Source organism: Yersinia mollaretii ATCC 43969 (genome assembly GCF_013282725.1).
In the GTDB taxonomy this organism is placed as follows: domain Bacteria; phylum Pseudomonadota; class Gammaproteobacteria; order Enterobacterales; family Enterobacteriaceae; genus Yersinia; species Yersinia mollaretii.
Map to the genome: position 1 here is coordinate 1,417,749 of NZ_CP054043.1, position 17,731 is coordinate 1,435,479.

Genomic DNA, 17,731 nt, shown 5'->3' on the forward strand with positions numbered 1-17,731 from the left:
CTTAGTTTTACCGGGTGAGACATTTTCTTACTCTGGCGATCTTTCGGTGAGCGACTTACAATCCCCCGCCGCTAATTTGTCGGTTGAATGCCCTAAATAATATAAAAAGTAGCCAAATAGGGGCGATTTTGCAGCAATGATGATTTTACTCAATGAGGCCCAGTGTGGAACAGTTTGATGTGGTTGTGATAGGTGCGGGTGCTGCGGGGCTATTTTGTGCCGCTCAGGCCGGACAAGCAGGGTGTCGGGTGCTATTGGTCGATAACGGCAAAAAAGCGGGCCGCAAGATACTGATGTCGGGTGGTGGCCGCTGTAACTTCACCAATATGTATGCTGAACCTGCCGCCTATTTGTCACAGAATCCTCATTTCTGTAAATCTGCCTTGGCGCGATATACCCAATGGGATTTCATTGACCTGATGAATCGCCATGGCATCGCCTGGCATGAGAAGACTCTGGGGCAGCTTTTTTGCGATGACTCCGCACAGCAGGTGGTGGAACTTTTGCTGAAAGAGTGTGAGTTGGGTCAGGTGACGATCAGGTTGCGCAGCGATGTGCGATCGGTTGAAAAAAGTGAAACTGGCTTTTTGCTCCATATCAATGATGAGAAAGTGAGCGCCCACTCACTTGTTGTGGCTTCTGGTGGGCTATCTATGCCCGGTCTTGGCGCATCTCCGTTCGGCTATAAACTGGCAGAGCAGTTTGGTTTGACAGTGTTGCCAACCCGTGCGGCGTTGGTGCCGTTTACCCTGCATAAGCCGCTTTTGGAGCACCTGCAAACCCTCTCCGGTGTTTCAGTTCCGGCGGTGGTCACCGCAGAGAGTGGTGTCAGCTTCCGCGAGAGTATTTTATTCACCCATCGAGGGCTTTCTGGCCCAGCTATTTTGCAGTTATCAAGCTATTGGCAGGCTGGCGAGTATGTGAGCATTAACTTACTTCCTGACACGGATCTGGACGCCTTCCTCAATAACGAGCGGCAAGCACATCCCAATCAAACACTGAAGAACACCTTGGCTCAACTGTTACCCAAGCGTTTGGTGGAGTGTCTCCAAACATTGGAACAACTGCCGGATGTCACTCTGAAGCAATTAAATGCACCGCAGCAGGCTGCGTTGGTGGCCCATCTTCAGCAATGGCGAGTGCAACCCAATGGGACCGAAGGCTACCGAACTGCTGAGGTCACCATTGGCGGCGTAGACACTCAGGAGCTATCCTCCAAGACAATGGAGGCCCATAAAGTTCCCGGATTGTACTTTATTGGTGAGGTGGTTGATGTTACCGGCTGGTTAGGGGGGTATAACTTCCAATGGGCTTGGAGTTCAGCCTGGGCTTGTGCACAGGCATTGGCGGCGGTGAAGCAAAAATAGAGTTTGTACACAGTTCTCTACTTCACTCCGTAGCCAGCGCTGGGAGTGAATATCTTGAGCAAAGAGAGGGCCGCTAGGAACGCGGGCTGATTTTCAGCGAGCGCTTAGAAATCGCCATGGCCTATAAATTGTACTAGTGTAATAGGATTATGATGATCTCTTATATTTTAGTACAGATAAAAACAGGGAGGTTAAATGTTGTAAATACATAGCCATCTCCTTGCTGATAAATTCGGATGCGAAGACCTCGGTCTTTAAAAAGATAGAAATCAGGAACGAACGAAACCAGCATTCTAGCTTGGTCGTCGCTCAACGCTGAATTTGTGGATAACATCACAATCTCATTACCATTATGAGTGTAATTAAATAGTAATTGTTGCGATATTCTCTGGGTTCTTTCTCCTGGCCTGTTAAGTTCACCGACTACAGCAACTTCACCCTTATCACCATTAAAAGTGTACTTAACTTGTGCGTTGAAGTGGGTTTCATTATATATGAAGTTAATTCTCCCCCGGCAAGAGAAGTGATCTGAATGATAATCATAGACGATCTTCGCGATATAAGGAGAAAAGGCGATCACCATTAAAATAGCAAATAGAATGAGCGTCTTTTTAGCGTTCATTTTCACTCTCTATAATATATAATTTTGTTAAACAGGATGCAGTATTGCTCACGCTTTTATCACAAATATGGATGAGTGCGCGTGTTCTGAATATATTCATCGCTATGTAAGCTACCTGTCCGGGTTGACAAGAGGTATTTTTGTTTTTAACGAAATCTAAATATTCGCTACGTGGCCACAAAATAGATGTATTGCTGGCATAAACCTTACACTGGTTCACTTCGCCAATTAATTGATAGTTTGAAAAAAAATCTGTATTTTTATTCGTGTCTTTATGGAAGTTTAACAAAAGAAGAATGAAGATACTCAATAGACCTAATACAAAGAAAATTTTAATATACAACATTTTCTGACTGGAAAAAAAAGGCGCGAACGGGGGCTGCATTTTTACATCAATTACGTCGGGAGCCTGTTTATCTGCCGATGCTTCGTTGGCGATGTTCCTTGTTTCGTTCTCCGTCAGTTCAGCAGTAGATTCTGAATTGCTTTCATTGAGGTATGTTACCGTGCCCGTAAATCGGATACCTTCCTTTGGTACTGTTTTAATGATGCTTTCTTCAATGCCCGAAGTTTTCAACGCCTTACGTAATAAATGTATATTTTGAAAATAGGTGTTGGCATTAGCAAACTGCCCTTTACTTTCCCAAACTTCATAAACAAATTCACTCTGACTGATAACGCTTCCCTTGCGTTGCAGTAGCAATAATAAACATCGACTAACAGGCACGTTCAAGGAAATGGCAGATCCTTGCTCTCCCAATGGCTCTAATCGATGCTCATCAGAAAGAAAGCAAACTTTTCCATTAATAATAAACTTAGTGTGCATTTTTAACATCCTGATTAAAATAAATTATTCTTCCGTACGTACACTCTGCCTTATTGAAGTGTAATTCAATATTTTATAGCAAAGAGAAAATTTATTAATAAGCAATATTAACCTAGTTAAAACAAATGGTTAGCTTGGTTGATCTGAACGCCTCTCTCTATTGCTTCAGTAAGGAACCCGATGCCTTGCTGGTGGCTTCCTTCTGCCTATTAATTGACTGTGGAAAAACTTAAATAAACTTAAATAAAAAAAGTTAATTACGACAATTCCAGATTGTCTCTTAGTATTCATCTCACCCAATAAAACGACACAAAAATTGTTGCATGACAGGAGGTATAAGATAAATGCTGCCGCAGAATAAAATGCACTGTGTAAAGGATACTGTCTGTTAGATCAGATTATGTGTGATTTTTTAGCCTCATAGATTGATCATCCCATCAGAGTGCTAACAAAACACTATTAGTGATTAACACTGTGAATGTGAATTAAAATAACTTTTTATGCTAGCAAAAGAAATGGAGTGATTTTAAGATGAAAGAACTAATAATTTATACATAAATGAACAAATTAACTGAATAGTGAAAAATGATAACAAAAAACACTAAAGAAACTAAACTGACAATAAAATACTTTGCTATATGTATGTGATTGATTTGAGATGAAGATAACCTATATCATTAATAACCAATCGGAATGAAAATTGAAAGATATGCGTACTTGAATAGGGCTGTATGATTTATGGAAAACGGACTTTTTGGTTTTATTATTGATGATGATATTCAATTTGATATTGCCAATAAAAGATTAACAAGAGTCACTGCCGTGTTCCCTGAGCGCTCAATGATTGTGGGTGCTGTCGCTCTCAATGACGTGATGGTAAGATTTTTGAAATGTCTTTTAACTCGAGTCGCTAAAGGTGAACACACAGTTTCAAAGGAAATTTTCCTAAAGGAAGTTTGGGAAGATTACAACCTCGTTGCGTCTAGCCAGCAATTATGGAAAACGATACGAGAATTAAAATTTAAATTAGCCTCAATTGGATTGAATCAGGATTTTATTGTTAATGTTGGAAGGGTCGGTTACTCATTAAGAATCCATACTATTAGACCATTATTTTATCGCCTGGTTCTGTAGTACTTATGCCAACTTCCCGTTGGTTTTGAGAATTATCCTACAATAATTCTCTGGTGCAGATAAAAAACCATATAACCCATATTGGTTAGCTGGTAGTCATTTTTATCATGTCAGTTAATAATAAGTTTTAGTTAGATAGTAATGATAACAAAAATTTGAGGGTAATTTTCATGGCTGAGATTTTCTATTGAATCAGCTTGAAAATAAATTTTGTATTTTGCACGCATAAATATACGCATTGTGTGCAGAACTTTATCGAAGTGTATTAGAAAAACTCTTCGCTAATATAATGGTAGATCAAAAACAAAACAGAAGACTGCATTGTTTGAGATTAACTTTGTCTTATTTATCACCACATTAATACATAAAAGGCTTTAACATGAAAGTACATAATAAATCTCTAACACAGAAACTATTACCGTTCAGTTTCTTAGCACTGATTCCGCTGGCGGCTTCATCACTGGCTGCAGAAGTTGCGGGTGGAACTATCAATTTCAATGGTTCCGTTGTGACCACCGCCTGTGCCGTTAGCAGCAACAGCGCTAACATCAATGTTGAAATGGGGCAGGTGAGAACTGCTGCATTAAGTGCCGCAGCTAGCGAAGCACCGACAGCGAAGAAATTCTCCATTGTGCTAGAAGATTGTGATTCTTCTGTATTCAAGGATGTGGCCGTAACCTTTACTGGTACGCCAAATAACGATGACCCTAGCAGTTTGGCAGTAGGTTCAAATGGCGGCACTGGCACCGCACAGAATGTTGCTGTTCGTCTTTATAGCGAAGAGGGCACTGTCGTTAAATTGGGTGAAACCTCGAATGCTGTGACCTTACGTGATGGTATGAATACATTAAACTTTGGTGCGAAATACTATTCACCGAATGGCGGTGCGACTGCCGGTGATGCAAGCACAGTTGCTACTTATACCCTGACTTACTCCTAATTGACTGGTCCAGCAAGGATGTCTGGACCTTAAACTTTATCCTCACATCCAGGTATTTATTATGCGTTCTCTGACTCTCTTTATCTTGTTGATCACTTCTCTGTATGCATCTGTAGTATATGCAGGCGGAGTCGGATTAGGTGTCACCCGGATGGTTTATTCAGGTGTAGTCTCACAGTCGTTATTGGACGTTAGAAATACAGATACAGAATCATCTTTTCTTATTCAGTCATGGGTTGAAAACTCACAAGGGCAGCGCTCTAGTGATTTTGTCATCACGCCCCCTTTGTTTGTTCTGAAACCGGAAATGGAGAATGCGGTTAAGGTCATGTTTAATGGGAAGCAACTACCGCAAGACCGTGAAACGCTTTATTGGATAACTGTAAAAGCGATTCCACAGTCTGTTAAGCAAAGCAGTACTAATACTTTGCAATTTGCCTCTGCAAGCCGTATTAAGTTGTTTTACCGACCTGTTGAGTTAACAAAAAAAACCAATAATGAAGAGTGGAAAAGTCTCAATGGTGAATTTCATGATGGTAAAGTAAAGCTTATTAATCCAACTCCTTTTTATATTACGACTATTAATATGAAAGTGGACGGAAAAGCAGTAAAGCCAATAATGATCCCACCCAAAGATGCGGTGATACTTGAAGAGTCATTTAGTCATGCGCGCCAGCTTAGTTACCAGACTATCAACGATTATGGTGCATGGACCTCGGAAGTTTCTCTACCGTTAACAAAACGTTGAGCCGTGTACATTATAAGTCAATATAGAATAGATAAGAGTATATAAAGTGAGGATGAAAATAAGTTGTGTTCTGCTCTCCCCATTTTTATTTGGAAGCGTAGTTCACGCACAGAATGATATTCATTTTAATCCCGCATTTCTTAATGGCGAAAGTGATAGCGTTGCAGATCTATCTTGGGTTAATGATGGCCGTGAATTACCTTCAGGTGAGTATAATGTCAGTATATACGTGAACGAAAATTATGTCTTTACAGGAGATGTAAAGTTCGGCATTAACAATAAGAAAGATAAATCTGTACTTGAGCCATGTCTGACGTCAGAGCAGATGAAATCAATGCTAATTGATGTGACTCAGGCTCGGGGTGATTTATCCGCAGGTGATGACATATGTTATTTCCTCGGGAACTATTTCCCGGATACAGAGATCTCTTTTGACCAAAATAAGTTGTCACTTTATTTTAATCTGCCACAGCGATATATGTTGAATGTACCACGTGGTTATATCAACCCAAAGAGTTGGGATGAGGGTATTCATTCTGCCTGGTTGAATTACGTCGTTAATGGCTCTCGCAATGAGTACCGTCAAGAGAAACTGGAAATAGATAACCAAATGTTTATTGGTTTGAACAGTGGAATAAATTTTGGTCCGTGGCGTTTTCGCGATTATTCAACATGGACGAAAAATACGAATGATGGTCTGACGCATGTTCGAACTTGGCTACAACGTGATTTACCCGCATTGCAGTCTCAGCTCTATTTGGGCGAGACCAACACCTCCGCGCAGATTTTTGGTTCTGTGGGGCTGAGAGGTGTGGCAATCAATACTGACGATAATATGCTGCCAACGAGTCAGAGCGGCTACGCTCCTGAAGTACGAGGTATTGCTCGCAGTAGTGCCACTGTTACTGTACGTCAGAATGGCAATATTATTTATCAGACCTCCGTTTCCCCCGGAGAGTTTGTATTAAACGATTTATACCCTACCTCATCTGGTGGTGATTTATCCGTTACGATCCAAGAGGCCAATGGTACAGAAACACATTACACCGTACCTTTTGCTAGCGTGCCAAATTTGGTACGCCCAGGCCAATTTAAATATGCTGCCGGAGTGGGTTATTTCCGCTCGAATGAAAATCAGGATGCCCCTCTTATTATGCAAACAGAAGCATTTTGGGGTTGGGAATATGGTTTGACGCTCTACGGTGGTGCTCAGTTTTCGGAGAACTACACGGGCCTGGCAATAGGGGTCGGGCAAAACGTCGGACGTCTGGGGGCATACTCAATTGATGTAACTCATGCTCAAAGCGTGCTGGCTGACAGAAACAGTTATCGCGGTGATGCTTTGCGTCTGCGTTATACCAAATTGGTTAATGACTACGGAACAAGACTCAATTTAAATTCATGGTTTTTTTCATCTGATGGCTTCTATGAACTGAGTGATACCACCTACAAACGAATGCAAGGTGGAAATGTGGCTTTCATAACGGAGGCTGATGGTTCCGTCAGCACTAATTATGAGAATGTCTACAATCTGGCGTTGTCGCGTAAATCGAGAAATCAGGTTGTTTTGTCACAAAGCATGGGAGATGCAGGCGCACTCTCGTTGTCGTGGGATAAGCAGGCTTATTGGCATTCAGACAAATCTGCTGAAAGCGCTCAACTCGCATGGAATAACACATTCGGCCGTATCTCCTATGGTGTCAGCTACCAGCGGAGCACCAGCCTGTATGACAGTAAAAAAGATAATATTTTCTCATTGTCGCTCTCATTACCGTTAGGGGACTCAGCACAGTCTACGCGTGCCAACTACGCGCTGACGAATTCGGACTCATCAGGCACCATGAGTCATGTTGGTCTTAACGGATATGTGCCAGGGCAGGACAACTTATTTTATAGCGCCAGCCAGCGTTATAGCGCCCAGCAACAGTATGGTGGTGACCTTGCCCTTCGCTACCAAGGATCAAGGGGTGATTACAACCTCGGCTACGGTTATTCCGAGCACACTCGTAATCTAAGTTACGGTATGAGTGGTGGTGCAGTGCTGCATGAAGATGGCCTGACGCTAAGCCAGCCACTGGGAAATACCAATATTCTGATTAAGGCGGAGGGAGCAAGTGATGTCGCCATCCGTAGCCATCGAGGCGTTAAAACCGACAGTCGCGGCTATGCTGTGATTCCGTATGCAACCCCCTATCGTGTGAATCGGGTCGAAATGGACGTCACTACGGCCGGTGATGGTGTTGAGCTGGACAATACAATTTTGAGTAAAACACCGACTGAAGGCGCATTGGTGAGGGCCACAATCTCCACCAAAGTTGGTATGAAAGCAATGTTCTTCATTCGATATAAAAACGGCGTTCTCCCGTTTGGCACTATTGTCTCTCTGAATGACGGAAGCACAAACAGCGGTATCGTTGGTGATGAAGGGAGCCTTTATCTCTCTGGGTTACCGCAACAGGGGACACTGCGGGCGGTATGGGGAACAGGCAGTGATAAAGCCTGTACTGCACGTTATCAACTGGATAAAAAATATTACAACCCAAGCACGGGTCTCTATTCGCAGGAGTTGGTATGTCAATAAATTCAAGAGTGTCATTACTGACAATACTGGCGCTTTCGTTTTTACCGCCCCCTGTACTGGCCTACGATGTGCTGGTATCGGTCACGGGAAAATTGATTGGCAATACCTGTACTGTCTCGACTGATTCGAAAATGCTGACCGTCCCTTTGGGAAATATCGGCACACAACAGTTCGGCGTAAATCGCGGGGTAAGCAACATTAAAACTCCCTTTTTTATCAATCTGGAAGAGTGTGGACCTACATTTACGGGGGTGAAGGTCCGTTTTGTCGGTACGCCGGACGGTGATGCCACACATCTTCTTAAAGTGGATGGGGGGGGAGCCACGGGGGTTGCTGTTGAGTTACTGAATAAAGGTGAGGAGCCTCTTGCGTTAAATCGGCAAACAGAGGTGCTGGGGATACCCGGTGCGGATAGTGTTCAGATGAAGTTTCACGCACGTCTTGCTGCAACTGGCTCGCCAGTTAGCCCCGGACCTATCTCAGCCATTGCCACTTGGGTATTGGAGTATCAATGACACGATTATTTCTCACTATTATTTTTTCGCTCTGCTGCACAAGCAAGGCTTATGCCTTGGATTGGAAGTCAGACATTACATTGTCGCCACAGTCGATGAACTATTCTGGTCCTGCTGATTCAGTGAAGCCCGGCAATATTATTGGCTCCACTTGGAGTGCAACGGCATCTGTTCAGCAGGTATTCTGGTGCGGTTATATCTTTCACTGCACAAAAGGCACGATGACACCGGGCAGCGGTGCCATCTCTACTGGTGCATCGGTAAATGTCGATGGTGTCAATTACACCATTTTTGAAACCGGAGTGACTGGCGTGGGGTTTATCATTGGGGTGAAAGATTTCAATAGCTCCGTCTATATACCGCTTCAGGACGGACTGACCCAGACATACCCAGCACCAGGGACCAGCAGTTCCACTCCGGATTTGGGCTGGTCGGCGAAAGTGACGTTTATCAAAACAGGTCATACACTCACCTCTGGTGTGTACCAGACGCGCGCTATTGATGCCGCAGTATTGACGGCTTATAACAATGAGGTGAAAACGGCTCGAGTGATCATCAATCCGGTCACTATCACGGTGCAAGCATCAGGATGTACAGTTATGACCAAGGCTGCAGATGTGGATCTCGGTGTGATTGATGTTCGTACGCTACCTTCCGTCGGTAGCACATCCGCTTTTGGTAGTTTTAACATCGCTCTGGGCTGTGATGAAAACATTGCCGTGAATGCTGTAATGACAGATCAGGCTAATCCCGCGAATAGCTCTTCAGTAGTGTCATTAACCAGTGACTCTACTGCGGCCGGTGTCGGTGTGGAGTTTTTCTATAATGGTAATGGTCCGCTGATGTTAGGGCCGGACAGCTCTGCTTCAGGAACACTCAATCAATTTTTTGTGCAAACCACCGCTCAGGCACAAACACTGACACTGCCTTTTCAGGCGCGGTATATCCGCACAGGGGATTTACAACCTGGTACAGCCAATGCGCTAGCCAGTATTACGTTCTCTTATCAATAGACAAGAACGAATTAAGTATTGCAGCAATGTAAAAGGAGTCTAAGCCGAGCGGTTGAGGCTCCCTAAAATGAGTGTAAAAACGTTATTTTTGCTTCACTGCGGCAGTTTGGTTGGGCTTTGTGTTCCGGCCAGACTCGGCATAGCTTGGCGCATAATATCGAGAAATGCCCGCAGTCTGGCGGGGTAGAAGCTGGCATAGGGGTAAACCAGATATACTGGTAAAGGTAGCCCGTGCCAATCTGGCGTCAAATGCACTAACCGCCCCTGCGCAAGGTCATCGCTGATCACCCATGTTGAGGCAATACCGGCACCTAATCCGGCTAAGGCGGCGTTACGTAATGCATATAGGCTGTCGGTACTCAGTTGTGGTTGGATAGCCAGCCGAGAGATTTCACCATCCGTCTTGTGGCTCAGTACCACTTCATTACAGTAGAACGTATTCAATGCTAACCACTGAAAATCCTGTAATTGTTCAGGATGCGTCGGTATCGGTTTATCAGCCAGTAATTCAGGGGCGGCAACCACAATACGTGGCACCTCTGCCAGCAAGATCGCCACGACGGAAGGGTCGGTGACTGCGCCGACTTGAATGGCACAATCAATGCCTTCCGCTATAAAGTCAGGCCGACGGTCGTTGAGTATCCATTCAACACTCATTTTCGGGTAACGGTGCAGATACTCTTTCAGTGGCTTGATTAACTGGTCTTGCCCAAAAGCGTGCGGAACCAAAACCCGCAATAGCCCTCTGGGCTCATCCGTCGCGCTTCGCAGGTCATCCTCCATGATGTTCCAGCTATTAATCAATGCCTTAGCGTGGGTATAGCAGCGTTCGCCATCGTCGGTTAACTTCATGGTGTGCGTCGTGCGTTGTAATAGTTTAAGACCCAGTAAGCGCTCCAGTGTCTGTAGCCGACGGCTGATGGTTGGCTGGCTGATACCCAGACGCACTGCCGCCCCGGATAAACTCCCCGCCTCGACAATACGAATAAATGTTTGCATCAACTCTATACGGTCGGTGCTTGCTAAATTAGGCTCTATCATGCGTTAAGCGTATAACAGTTTTACTCTCTAGGCGACTACCAAGATAGGGCTACGCACGCAAAAATAGCGGCTCAATATCATTACAGGTAGCCATCATGTCAGTTATTCAAACCACATCCAGCCATACAGAAAGCACCCTTTCCGGCCGCACCGTTCTGATGTTGGCAACTGGGGCTGGCCTCAGCGTAGCATCAATTTATTACAGCCAACCCCTGTTGGGTGTCATGGGTACTGACTTGCACGCTAGCGTCGGGGCTGTGGGCATGGTGCCGACATTGACACAAATGGGTTATGCATTGGGTATTTTGTTACTTGCCCCATTGGGTGATCGCCATGACCGCAGAATTATCATTTTGCTGAAGGGGATTCTGCTGACCGCCGCACTATTGTTCAGTGGTTTTGTCTACAGTATCAGCGACTTATTGGTCACGAGTTTTGTTATCGGGGTGGCGGCTACAATGGCGCAGGATATCGTGCCTGCATCTGCTACGTTGGTTTCAGCAGCACAACGAGGGAAAACGGTCGGAACGGTCATGACAGGTTTGCTATTGGGCATATTGCTGTCTCGAGTGTTAAGTGGTTTTGTCGCCGAATACTTCGGGTGGCGGTCATTGTATATGGGGGCATCGCTGTCGGTCATAGTGATTACTCTCGTGATATGGCGCTGCTTACCTCGGATGGCCGCTACCTCGACACTGAGTTATCCAGCACTGTTCGCGTCAATGAGCCATTTATGGCTTCAGTTTAAAGATCTGCGTCGGGCCGCGCTGTCACAGGGCTTACTCTCCGTCGGGTTCAGTGCATTTTGGTCAACGCTGGCCGTGATGTTACAAGACACATACCATCTTGGCAGTGCAGTCGCAGGTGCATTTGGTCTGGCTGGTGCTGCGGGTGCACTGGCTGCTCCTCTAGCGGGCACATTGGCAGACCGCCGTGGGCCACAAGTCGTTACTCTTATTGGCGCGGGTCTGGCAACACTATCCTTTGCTGCTCTTTTCCTTTTACCGCTGCTACCGCTTCAGCTTCAAATTGGGCTTATTGTGATCAGCGCAATTGGTTTTGATTTTGGTATTCAGGCAGCGCTGGTGGCACATCAAACCATTATTTACAGTCTGGAACCTGCGGCCCGCAGTCGGCTTAATGCTTTACTATTTACGGGCGTCTTTGTGGGCATGGCTATGGGGTCCGCCTTGGGGAGTTTGATGTTGGAACAATTTGGCTGGATTGGGGTTGTTGCTCTGATTACTTTGGCCGGTGCCGCGAGTCTGGCTGTTCGATGGGGTGGTCGCAGCACCCAATAGTCGAAGCACTGATGGAAAAAGGGCAATAAAATCGTATCCCAATGGGTTTGCATCATCTGATCTGTGTCCAATATCGTCAGTATTACCCAAGATAGTCAGTATTGCGGGGTGCCTGAATTAGCAGGCATCCCGAAAATATTGTTTAAATTCTGCTATAACACGCCAAAAAGCGCCAAACCAGACCTTACTCTTCAATCCTATTATCTGTCGGCCTATTCGTTGGTTTATTAATTTTGCAAATAAGCAATGCTCTGGCGAATCTCTCTTTCAATATTGGCTTCTGACCAAGTATTCAACTGTGAAGAGAATGGCTCAAACGCATATATTCCCTGATAACCCAAGCGCTCGAGATTATTTACCTGCTGCTTGCTGTTCAATTTATCCTCTTCACTCAGCATGATGCGGTCTTCGTCGGTCAATGTGGACTTTAATCTTGTCTCTTCGACGCCTGAAAGATGCACCAGTCCAATAGTATTGACTTCAATGAGCGCATCAAACTCAGCTTGAGCGATATCACTCAGGTAGTAGTGAAAGGTATCCAAGACTATTTTGTAGGGAGCGGCTGATTTGCGGATGATGGATTGCGCCAGCAGATGAGAGCGTAATGAGCTGATGCCGAATCCTAAAGGTTCCACCAAGCCGGTGATCTGATATTTTTTAAATAGTGGAGCGAGTAGCAGTAGGGCATCCAGCGTGTCCTGCTCTTTTTGCTCGGCAGAACGTCTATCATTGGCGCTACAATTTGGGCACAGAATAACTCCGTGGCAATGAATTTCTTGCGCCTGTTTTAGCATCTCTTCTGTCTTTTGTAGCAGTGCAGAACGGTGCTCAGGCAGGTTGAAAGATTGCAAAGCATTGATGGTGACAATCTCAATCTCAAATTCATCTGCCAGTGTATTCAGTTGTGCTGTGGTCAACTCATCAGCCACTTTCCCACTCGGCATATCATTGCGTAATTCAACCTTATTTAAGCCGCATTTATTAACCAGACGGAAAAAGCTTTCAATACTTAGGTGGGGGGCAATTTTGCGATTAATACAGAAACGATTTTGTGCGATGGACATGATACTGGCTCCTGCAATGGTGAATATTTGAGCGATATTTATTTTCCGAGCCGCGAAACCCAGAGAATAACTGCTCGATAAATATGGCCCGATAAAAAAGTTTGCTTGATAAAATATATTATTTACTTTCGCTGGGAAGCGCTGGCACAGGCTCTGATAATGATGTTTTCGATCGTTTTGCCAGCATGGCTTCTTCCATGTGTTCTAGTGCCACCCCTTTGGTTTCAGGTACAAACCGACAGATAAACCAATAACTGAATAAACAGCAGATAGCGAAAATCCACATTGGGAAAGCACCGTGGAATTGTGATGAAAGATAGCCGAACAAGATGCCACCGAGAGCGGCGATGCCGCAGATCCGCAACACATAGCCAGTATTCCTTTTTGCTGATATGCCATAAAAACTCCGTTTAGTGTCCCTTGTCGCCAACCTGCTGCATTAACCTGTTGAGATAAATGATCAGGGCAAGAGTTGGATTGAAGTAACGTGCATACTGACTCAAATAAGAACATTTATTTCATTTATATAAAACAACGGAACATTGGTTTTTCGATTCAGCTCAAAAATCAAGCTGAAAAAATATTACAAAGGCAACTTAAGGCGACAGAAAGTCAACTGTCGGCGTTTGTTTTTTTAACACTAACAGCTTAGTAAAAACTAAAAGATGAGAAATTGTAGATAGATGAAAGTAATGCGGAGAGGATCTAGACATCCTGATGATTGCTTGGAAAGCTTGCAGGAACTTGCGAGGCATCGCACAAAACAAAATTTCCAAAGAAAGTTATTTGAAACTTTTTTTTCAATAGAATAGAGTCTGCATATCGGCTGGCTTTTCGTCTTTCTGGCGGTGGGTCGCCTTGCGGGCTATCTTGGCACTAAGACGAGATAACCCTTACTGATTGAGTGCATGGTCCGTTAGGTGTCCGGCATACAGCCATTTTCAATGACCCTTGCGATAGCCGCTATGAAGAAGAGGGTGAGACATGAAAATCGTGAGTAACTTTATTGGCGGGAGGAATTCTCTGAGTTCCAGCAATCAGACTGTCGATATTCATAATCCAGCCACCGGTAAGGTTGAAGGTCAAGTGACGCAAAGTACGGCTGAGGAAGTTCATCAGGCAATCGGGGTTGCTCATCAGGCGTTTGCCGACTGGTCACGTACGACCCCTCTGCGCCGCGCCCGCATTATGTTCAACTTTAAAGCTCTGATTGAACAACATCGTGATGAGCTGGCTGAATTGATTGTTCGCGAGCATGGCAAAGTCTATTCGGATGCATTGGGTGAGATCACTCGCGGCTTGGAAGTCGTCGAGTTCGCCTGTGGCATCCCGCACTTATTGAAAGGGGAATACTCGGCAGATGTCGGTACGGGTGTTGATAGCTTCTCAATGATGCAACCACTGGGTGTCGTGGCTGGCATAACGCCATTTAACTTCCCGGCAATGGTGCCTATGTGGATGTTCCCCGTTGCATTAACTTGCGGCAATACTTTTATCTTGAAACCACCCGCATTAGACCCTTCTGCTTCTGTTCGTTTGGCTGAGTTATTAACTGAAGCTGGATTACCGGACGGTGTGTTTAATGTTATTCATTGTTCAAATGAAAGTGCTGCCCAACTCTGTACTGACCCACGAATTCAGGCCGTAAGTTTTGTTGGATCGTCTACTGTTGCCGAACATATTTACACGACGGCCAGTGCTCACGGTAAGCGTGTACAAGCTTTTGGTGCCGCAAAAAATCAGGCAATCATCATGCCGGATGCTGATCTGGATGCCACGGTAAATGCATTGATGGGGGGCGCATTTGGATCCGCAGGTGAACGTTGTATGGCACTGCCTATCGCTGTTGTTGTCGGCGATAGCACCGCAGATAAATTAATTGAAAAACTCAAACCACTTATTGCTCGCTTGCGTGTCGGCCCAGGAATTCAACAAGGCGGGGAAGAAAATGAGATGGGGCCGCTCATTTCAGCAATTCACCAGACAAAAGTCCTTGGTTATATTGATCAAGGAATTAAAGAAGGTGCGACGTTAGTCACAGATGGCCGTAATTACAAAGTTGCCGGCTATGAGCAAGGATATTATGTCGGTGGCACATTGTTTGACCATGTCACCCCAGATATGAAAATCTATCGGGAAGAGATCTTCGGCCCAGTGCTGGGTATTGTCAGAGTTCCTGATTACCAGACAGCAATTGATACCGTGAATAACCATGAATTTGGTAACGGTAGCGCCATTTTTACCAGCAACGGCCATTATGCTCGACAGTTTGTTCATGAAGTTCAGGCTGGGATGGTGGGTGTCAATGTGCCGGTTCCAGTTCCGATGGCATTTCACAGTTTTGGTGGGTGGAAGCGCTCTGTATTCGGCGCATTAAATGTTCACGGTACTGATGGTGTGCGTTTTTACACGCGAATGAAAACAACCACAGCCCGTTGGCCAACGGGGCAACAAACTGTTTCAGAATACAGTATGCCAACGCTGGGTTAATGCTACCTGAGGGTATTCGTTAGAGTAATTTCATGCCCCTAATAGGAGGTTCATCATGTCTTCACTGCTTGCCAAATGTCTGTCGCCGGATGCGAATGGGCGCATTCAACATATTTCGCCAGAGAATGCGGGCTGGCGTTTTGTGGGGTTTGATGTCTATCGTATCGAGGCAGGTAAGGCATTAAATTTGGACTGTGGAGACAATGAACTCTGCTTGGTATTGGTGGCGGGGATTGCTTCAGTTTCAACACAGCGAGCTGAATATCCCCATATTGGCAAACGCATGAGTCCGTTCGAGAGAACACCTCCTTATTCTGTTTATGTCCCTCATCATGATCATGTGAAAGTCGTGGCAGAGACCGATCTGGAATTGGCGGTATGCCGTGCTCCCGCAAGAGGGTATGTGCCTTCTCGATTGATTACACCTGCTGATGTCGGTGTTGAGCGGCGCGGAAAGGGGCGTAACCAGCGGTTGGTGCATAATATTTTACCTGACAGCGAGCCTGCGGACAGCTTGCTGGTGGTTGAAGTCTATACCGATGAAGGGAATACCAGTTCATACCCGAGTCATAAGCATGATCAAGAAGATGCAGCAGATGAGACTTATCTGGAGGAAACCTATTATCACCGATTGAATCCAGAGCAGGGTTTCTGTATGCAACGAGTTTATACCGACGACCGTTCGCTGGACGAATGTATGCCAGTCTATAACCGTGATGTGGTGAAAGTACCCAAGGGTTATCATCCTGTGGCAACCTTGGCAGGCTATGACAACTATTATTTAAATGTGATGGCTGGGCCAGTACGGCTATGGAAATTTACTTGGGAGAAAGATCATGCTTGGATCAATAGTGATCAGTATCCGGTAACAAAAGGCTAAGTTACGGTTATTAGAATAAATTGAATGGGTAGAAAGAGTTCTACCCATTTAGGGATCGACTGAGCTCACTCACAAGCTGGGGTAGCGAGAGAGCCACGCGTTAGTACTTATTCTTTCGCGTTGTTCAGCGCCAATGAAACCGCCAGTGTTTGTGCCAGACACATAGAGGCAACTTGTGAGCGGAATCCGTCAACCTGAGCTTCCCGTACCACAAAGCAGACGTCGCTAAAAGCAGCTAGCGGGCTGACCTGACTATCCGTAATCGCAATCTGCTGAGCGCCACTTTTAGCGCCCAATTCCACCAGTTCTAATGCTTCTTGCGCATAAGGTGAATAGCTGATGGCAATAACGACATCTTTAGGTTTCACCATACTCAACTGTTCAGCAAACATACCCCCTAATCCATCTATCAAGAAAGCGCGCCGTTCCAAATGACGTAACGCATAGGTCAGGTAAGATGCGACGCTGAAAGAGCGACGCAAGCCAATGACATAGATATTTTCGGCGTTATTCAGCAATTCAACGGCTCTATCCAGCTGTTCTGCACTGGTTTGTACTGCCAATTGTTGCAGAGCTTGTGCATTTACCATGGTAAATACATTCAGTATTTCCGAGGGTTTCTCTGGAGCAGTATTACCATCCGTTGAGGTTTGGCGGAATAACCGAGCACGTTCGGTATAGTTAACCGTCTCTTCCATCAGATGTTGGCGGAATACCTGTTTCATTTCATTAAAGCCACTGAAACCAAAGGCATTGGCAAACCGAATTAAAGTCGAAGGTGGCACACTGGCTTGAGCTGCAATGGAAGCCACCGTATCAAAAGCAATACTATTACTATTATCCAATATATAGCGAGCAACCTGTTTTAAGCGTTTGCTTAACGTCTCATAACGATGACGAATTTGGTCTTGTAATAATGAAAGTTGGGTAGGGTTATTATTCATCCATTCGGCTCACGGCAGAGGAAAATTAAAGAGCTATCTATCAGGCATTCTAACAGATGGTTGGAAAATTTCATTTGCTGATATTGGCATTTGATTTTATTTCATTGCAACTTAAATCAGTTCACAAATCTATCTTAAAGGAAATGAGCGTAACCTAAAGAGATTACTTTGTTAAGTTTGACAAAAATCAGGATTTTTTCAGACGAATAAGGAATAAATGGTGTAGATAGCAGCATAATGGCACCGACGTATTCGAACGGCAGCG

The 17,731-nt window shown here is 45.0% G+C and carries 15 protein-coding genes and 1 pseudogene; 10 read left to right on the forward strand and 6 right to left on the reverse strand.

Annotated features, from left to right (window positions below):
- Positions 1–164: 164 nt before the first annotated feature.
- Positions 165–1,367 carry a BaiN/RdsA family NAD(P)/FAD-dependent oxidoreductase gene (locus tag HRD69_RS06235; protein WP_004874927.1) on the forward strand — a complete coding sequence of 401 codons (1,203 nt, stop codon included), beginning with the start codon at positions 165–167 and terminating at the stop codon, positions 1,365–1,367.
- Positions 1,368–1,527: 160 nt separating this feature from the next.
- On the opposite strand, the gene HRD69_RS06240 is transcribed toward HRD69_RS06235, so the two are convergent.
- Positions 1,528–1,989, reverse strand: a complete 462-nt coding sequence (locus HRD69_RS06240; protein ID WP_032814154.1) for a hypothetical protein — start codon at positions 1,987–1,989, stop codon at positions 1,528–1,530.
- The gene (locus HRD69_RS06245; protein ID WP_032814152.1) at positions 1,979–2,815 is read right to left on the reverse strand and encodes a winged helix-turn-helix domain-containing protein; all 837 of its coding nucleotides are present in this window, start codon (positions 2,813–2,815) and stop codon (positions 1,979–1,981) included. Before HRD69_RS06245 ends, HRD69_RS06240 begins: the two co-directional genes overlap by 11 nt.
- Before the next feature lie 738 nt (positions 2,816–3,553).
- Here HRD69_RS06245 and HRD69_RS06250 point away from each other — a divergent pair.
- The 6 genes from HRD69_RS06250 (at position 3,554) to HRD69_RS06275 (ending at position 9,746) form a co-directional block, all read left to right on the forward strand.
- Complete coding sequence (locus HRD69_RS06250) at positions 3,554–3,949, forward strand: winged helix-turn-helix domain-containing protein (RefSeq protein WP_004874924.1); 396 nt, start codon at positions 3,554–3,556, stop codon at positions 3,947–3,949.
- Positions 3,950–4,328: 379 nt separating this feature from the next.
- On the forward strand, positions 4,329–4,889 hold the full coding sequence (locus tag HRD69_RS06255; RefSeq protein WP_004874923.1) for a fimbrial protein: 561 nt from the start codon (positions 4,329–4,331) through the stop codon (positions 4,887–4,889).
- Positions 4,890–4,950: 61 nt separating this feature from the next.
- Positions 4,951–5,637 (forward strand): fimbria/pilus periplasmic chaperone, encoded by a 687-nt coding sequence (locus HRD69_RS06260; protein ID WP_004874922.1) that lies wholly within the window; start codon positions 4,951–4,953, stop codon positions 5,635–5,637.
- Positions 5,638–5,689: 52 nt separating this feature from the next.
- Positions 5,690–8,218 carry a fimbria/pilus outer membrane usher protein gene (locus HRD69_RS06265; protein ID WP_004874921.1) on the forward strand — a complete coding sequence of 843 codons (2,529 nt, stop codon included), beginning with the start codon at positions 5,690–5,692 and terminating at the stop codon, positions 8,216–8,218.
- Entirely contained in the window at positions 8,209–8,733 is a 525-nt protein-coding gene (locus tag HRD69_RS06270) for a fimbrial protein (protein ID WP_032814151.1), read from the forward strand. The genes HRD69_RS06265 and HRD69_RS06270 overlap by 10 nt, the downstream gene beginning before the upstream one ends.
- Positions 8,730–9,746 carry a fimbrial protein gene (locus HRD69_RS06275; RefSeq protein ID WP_032814150.1) on the forward strand — a complete coding sequence of 339 codons (1,017 nt, stop codon included), beginning with the start codon at positions 8,730–8,732 and terminating at the stop codon, positions 9,744–9,746. The genes HRD69_RS06270 and HRD69_RS06275 overlap by 4 nt, the downstream gene beginning before the upstream one ends.
- A gap of 93 nt (positions 9,747–9,839) precedes the next feature.
- On the opposite strand, the gene HRD69_RS06280 is transcribed toward HRD69_RS06275, so the two are convergent.
- Positions 9,840–10,787, reverse strand: a complete 948-nt coding sequence (locus HRD69_RS06280) for a LysR family transcriptional regulator (protein WP_032814148.1) — start codon at positions 10,785–10,787, stop codon at positions 9,840–9,842.
- 95 nt (positions 10,788–10,882) lie between these two features.
- Here HRD69_RS06280 and HRD69_RS06285 point away from each other — a divergent pair, with 95 nt between their 5' ends.
- Positions 10,883–12,088: an MFS transporter gene (locus HRD69_RS06285; protein ID WP_004874917.1), complete on the forward strand. Its 1,206-nt coding sequence runs from the start codon at positions 10,883–10,885 to the stop codon at positions 12,086–12,088.
- 227 nt (positions 12,089–12,315) lie between these two features.
- Here the strand turns inward: HRD69_RS06285 and HRD69_RS06290 are convergent, their stop codons facing one another.
- Together HRD69_RS06290 and HRD69_RS06295 are read right to left on the reverse strand one after the other, a co-directional pair.
- On the reverse strand, positions 12,316–13,152 hold the full coding sequence (locus HRD69_RS06290; protein ID WP_004874916.1) for a TIM barrel protein: 837 nt from the start codon (positions 13,150–13,152) through the stop codon (positions 12,316–12,318).
- Positions 13,153–13,270: 118 nt separating this feature from the next.
- Positions 13,271–13,471 (reverse strand): annotated as a pseudogene (locus tag HRD69_RS06295) (MFS transporter); the annotation flags it as partial.
- 665 nt (positions 13,472–14,136) lie between these two features.
- Between HRD69_RS06295 and HRD69_RS06300 the strand changes: the two are divergent.
- Positions 14,137–15,642: a CoA-acylating methylmalonate-semialdehyde dehydrogenase gene (locus HRD69_RS06300; RefSeq protein WP_004874914.1), complete on the forward strand. Its 1,506-nt coding sequence runs from the start codon at positions 14,137–14,139 to the stop codon at positions 15,640–15,642.
- 55 nt (positions 15,643–15,697) lie between these two features.
- Positions 15,698–16,522, forward strand: coding sequence for a 5-deoxy-glucuronate isomerase (gene iolB / locus HRD69_RS06305; RefSeq protein ID WP_004874913.1), 825 nt, complete (start codon positions 15,698–15,700; stop codon positions 16,520–16,522).
- A gap of 107 nt (positions 16,523–16,629) precedes the next feature.
- Here the strand turns inward: iolB and HRD69_RS06310 are convergent, their stop codons facing one another.
- The gene (locus tag HRD69_RS06310) at positions 16,630–17,466 is read right to left on the reverse strand and encodes a MurR/RpiR family transcriptional regulator (RefSeq protein WP_004874912.1); all 837 of its coding nucleotides are present in this window, start codon (positions 17,464–17,466) and stop codon (positions 16,630–16,632) included.
- Positions 17,467–17,731: the final 265 nt, after the last annotated feature.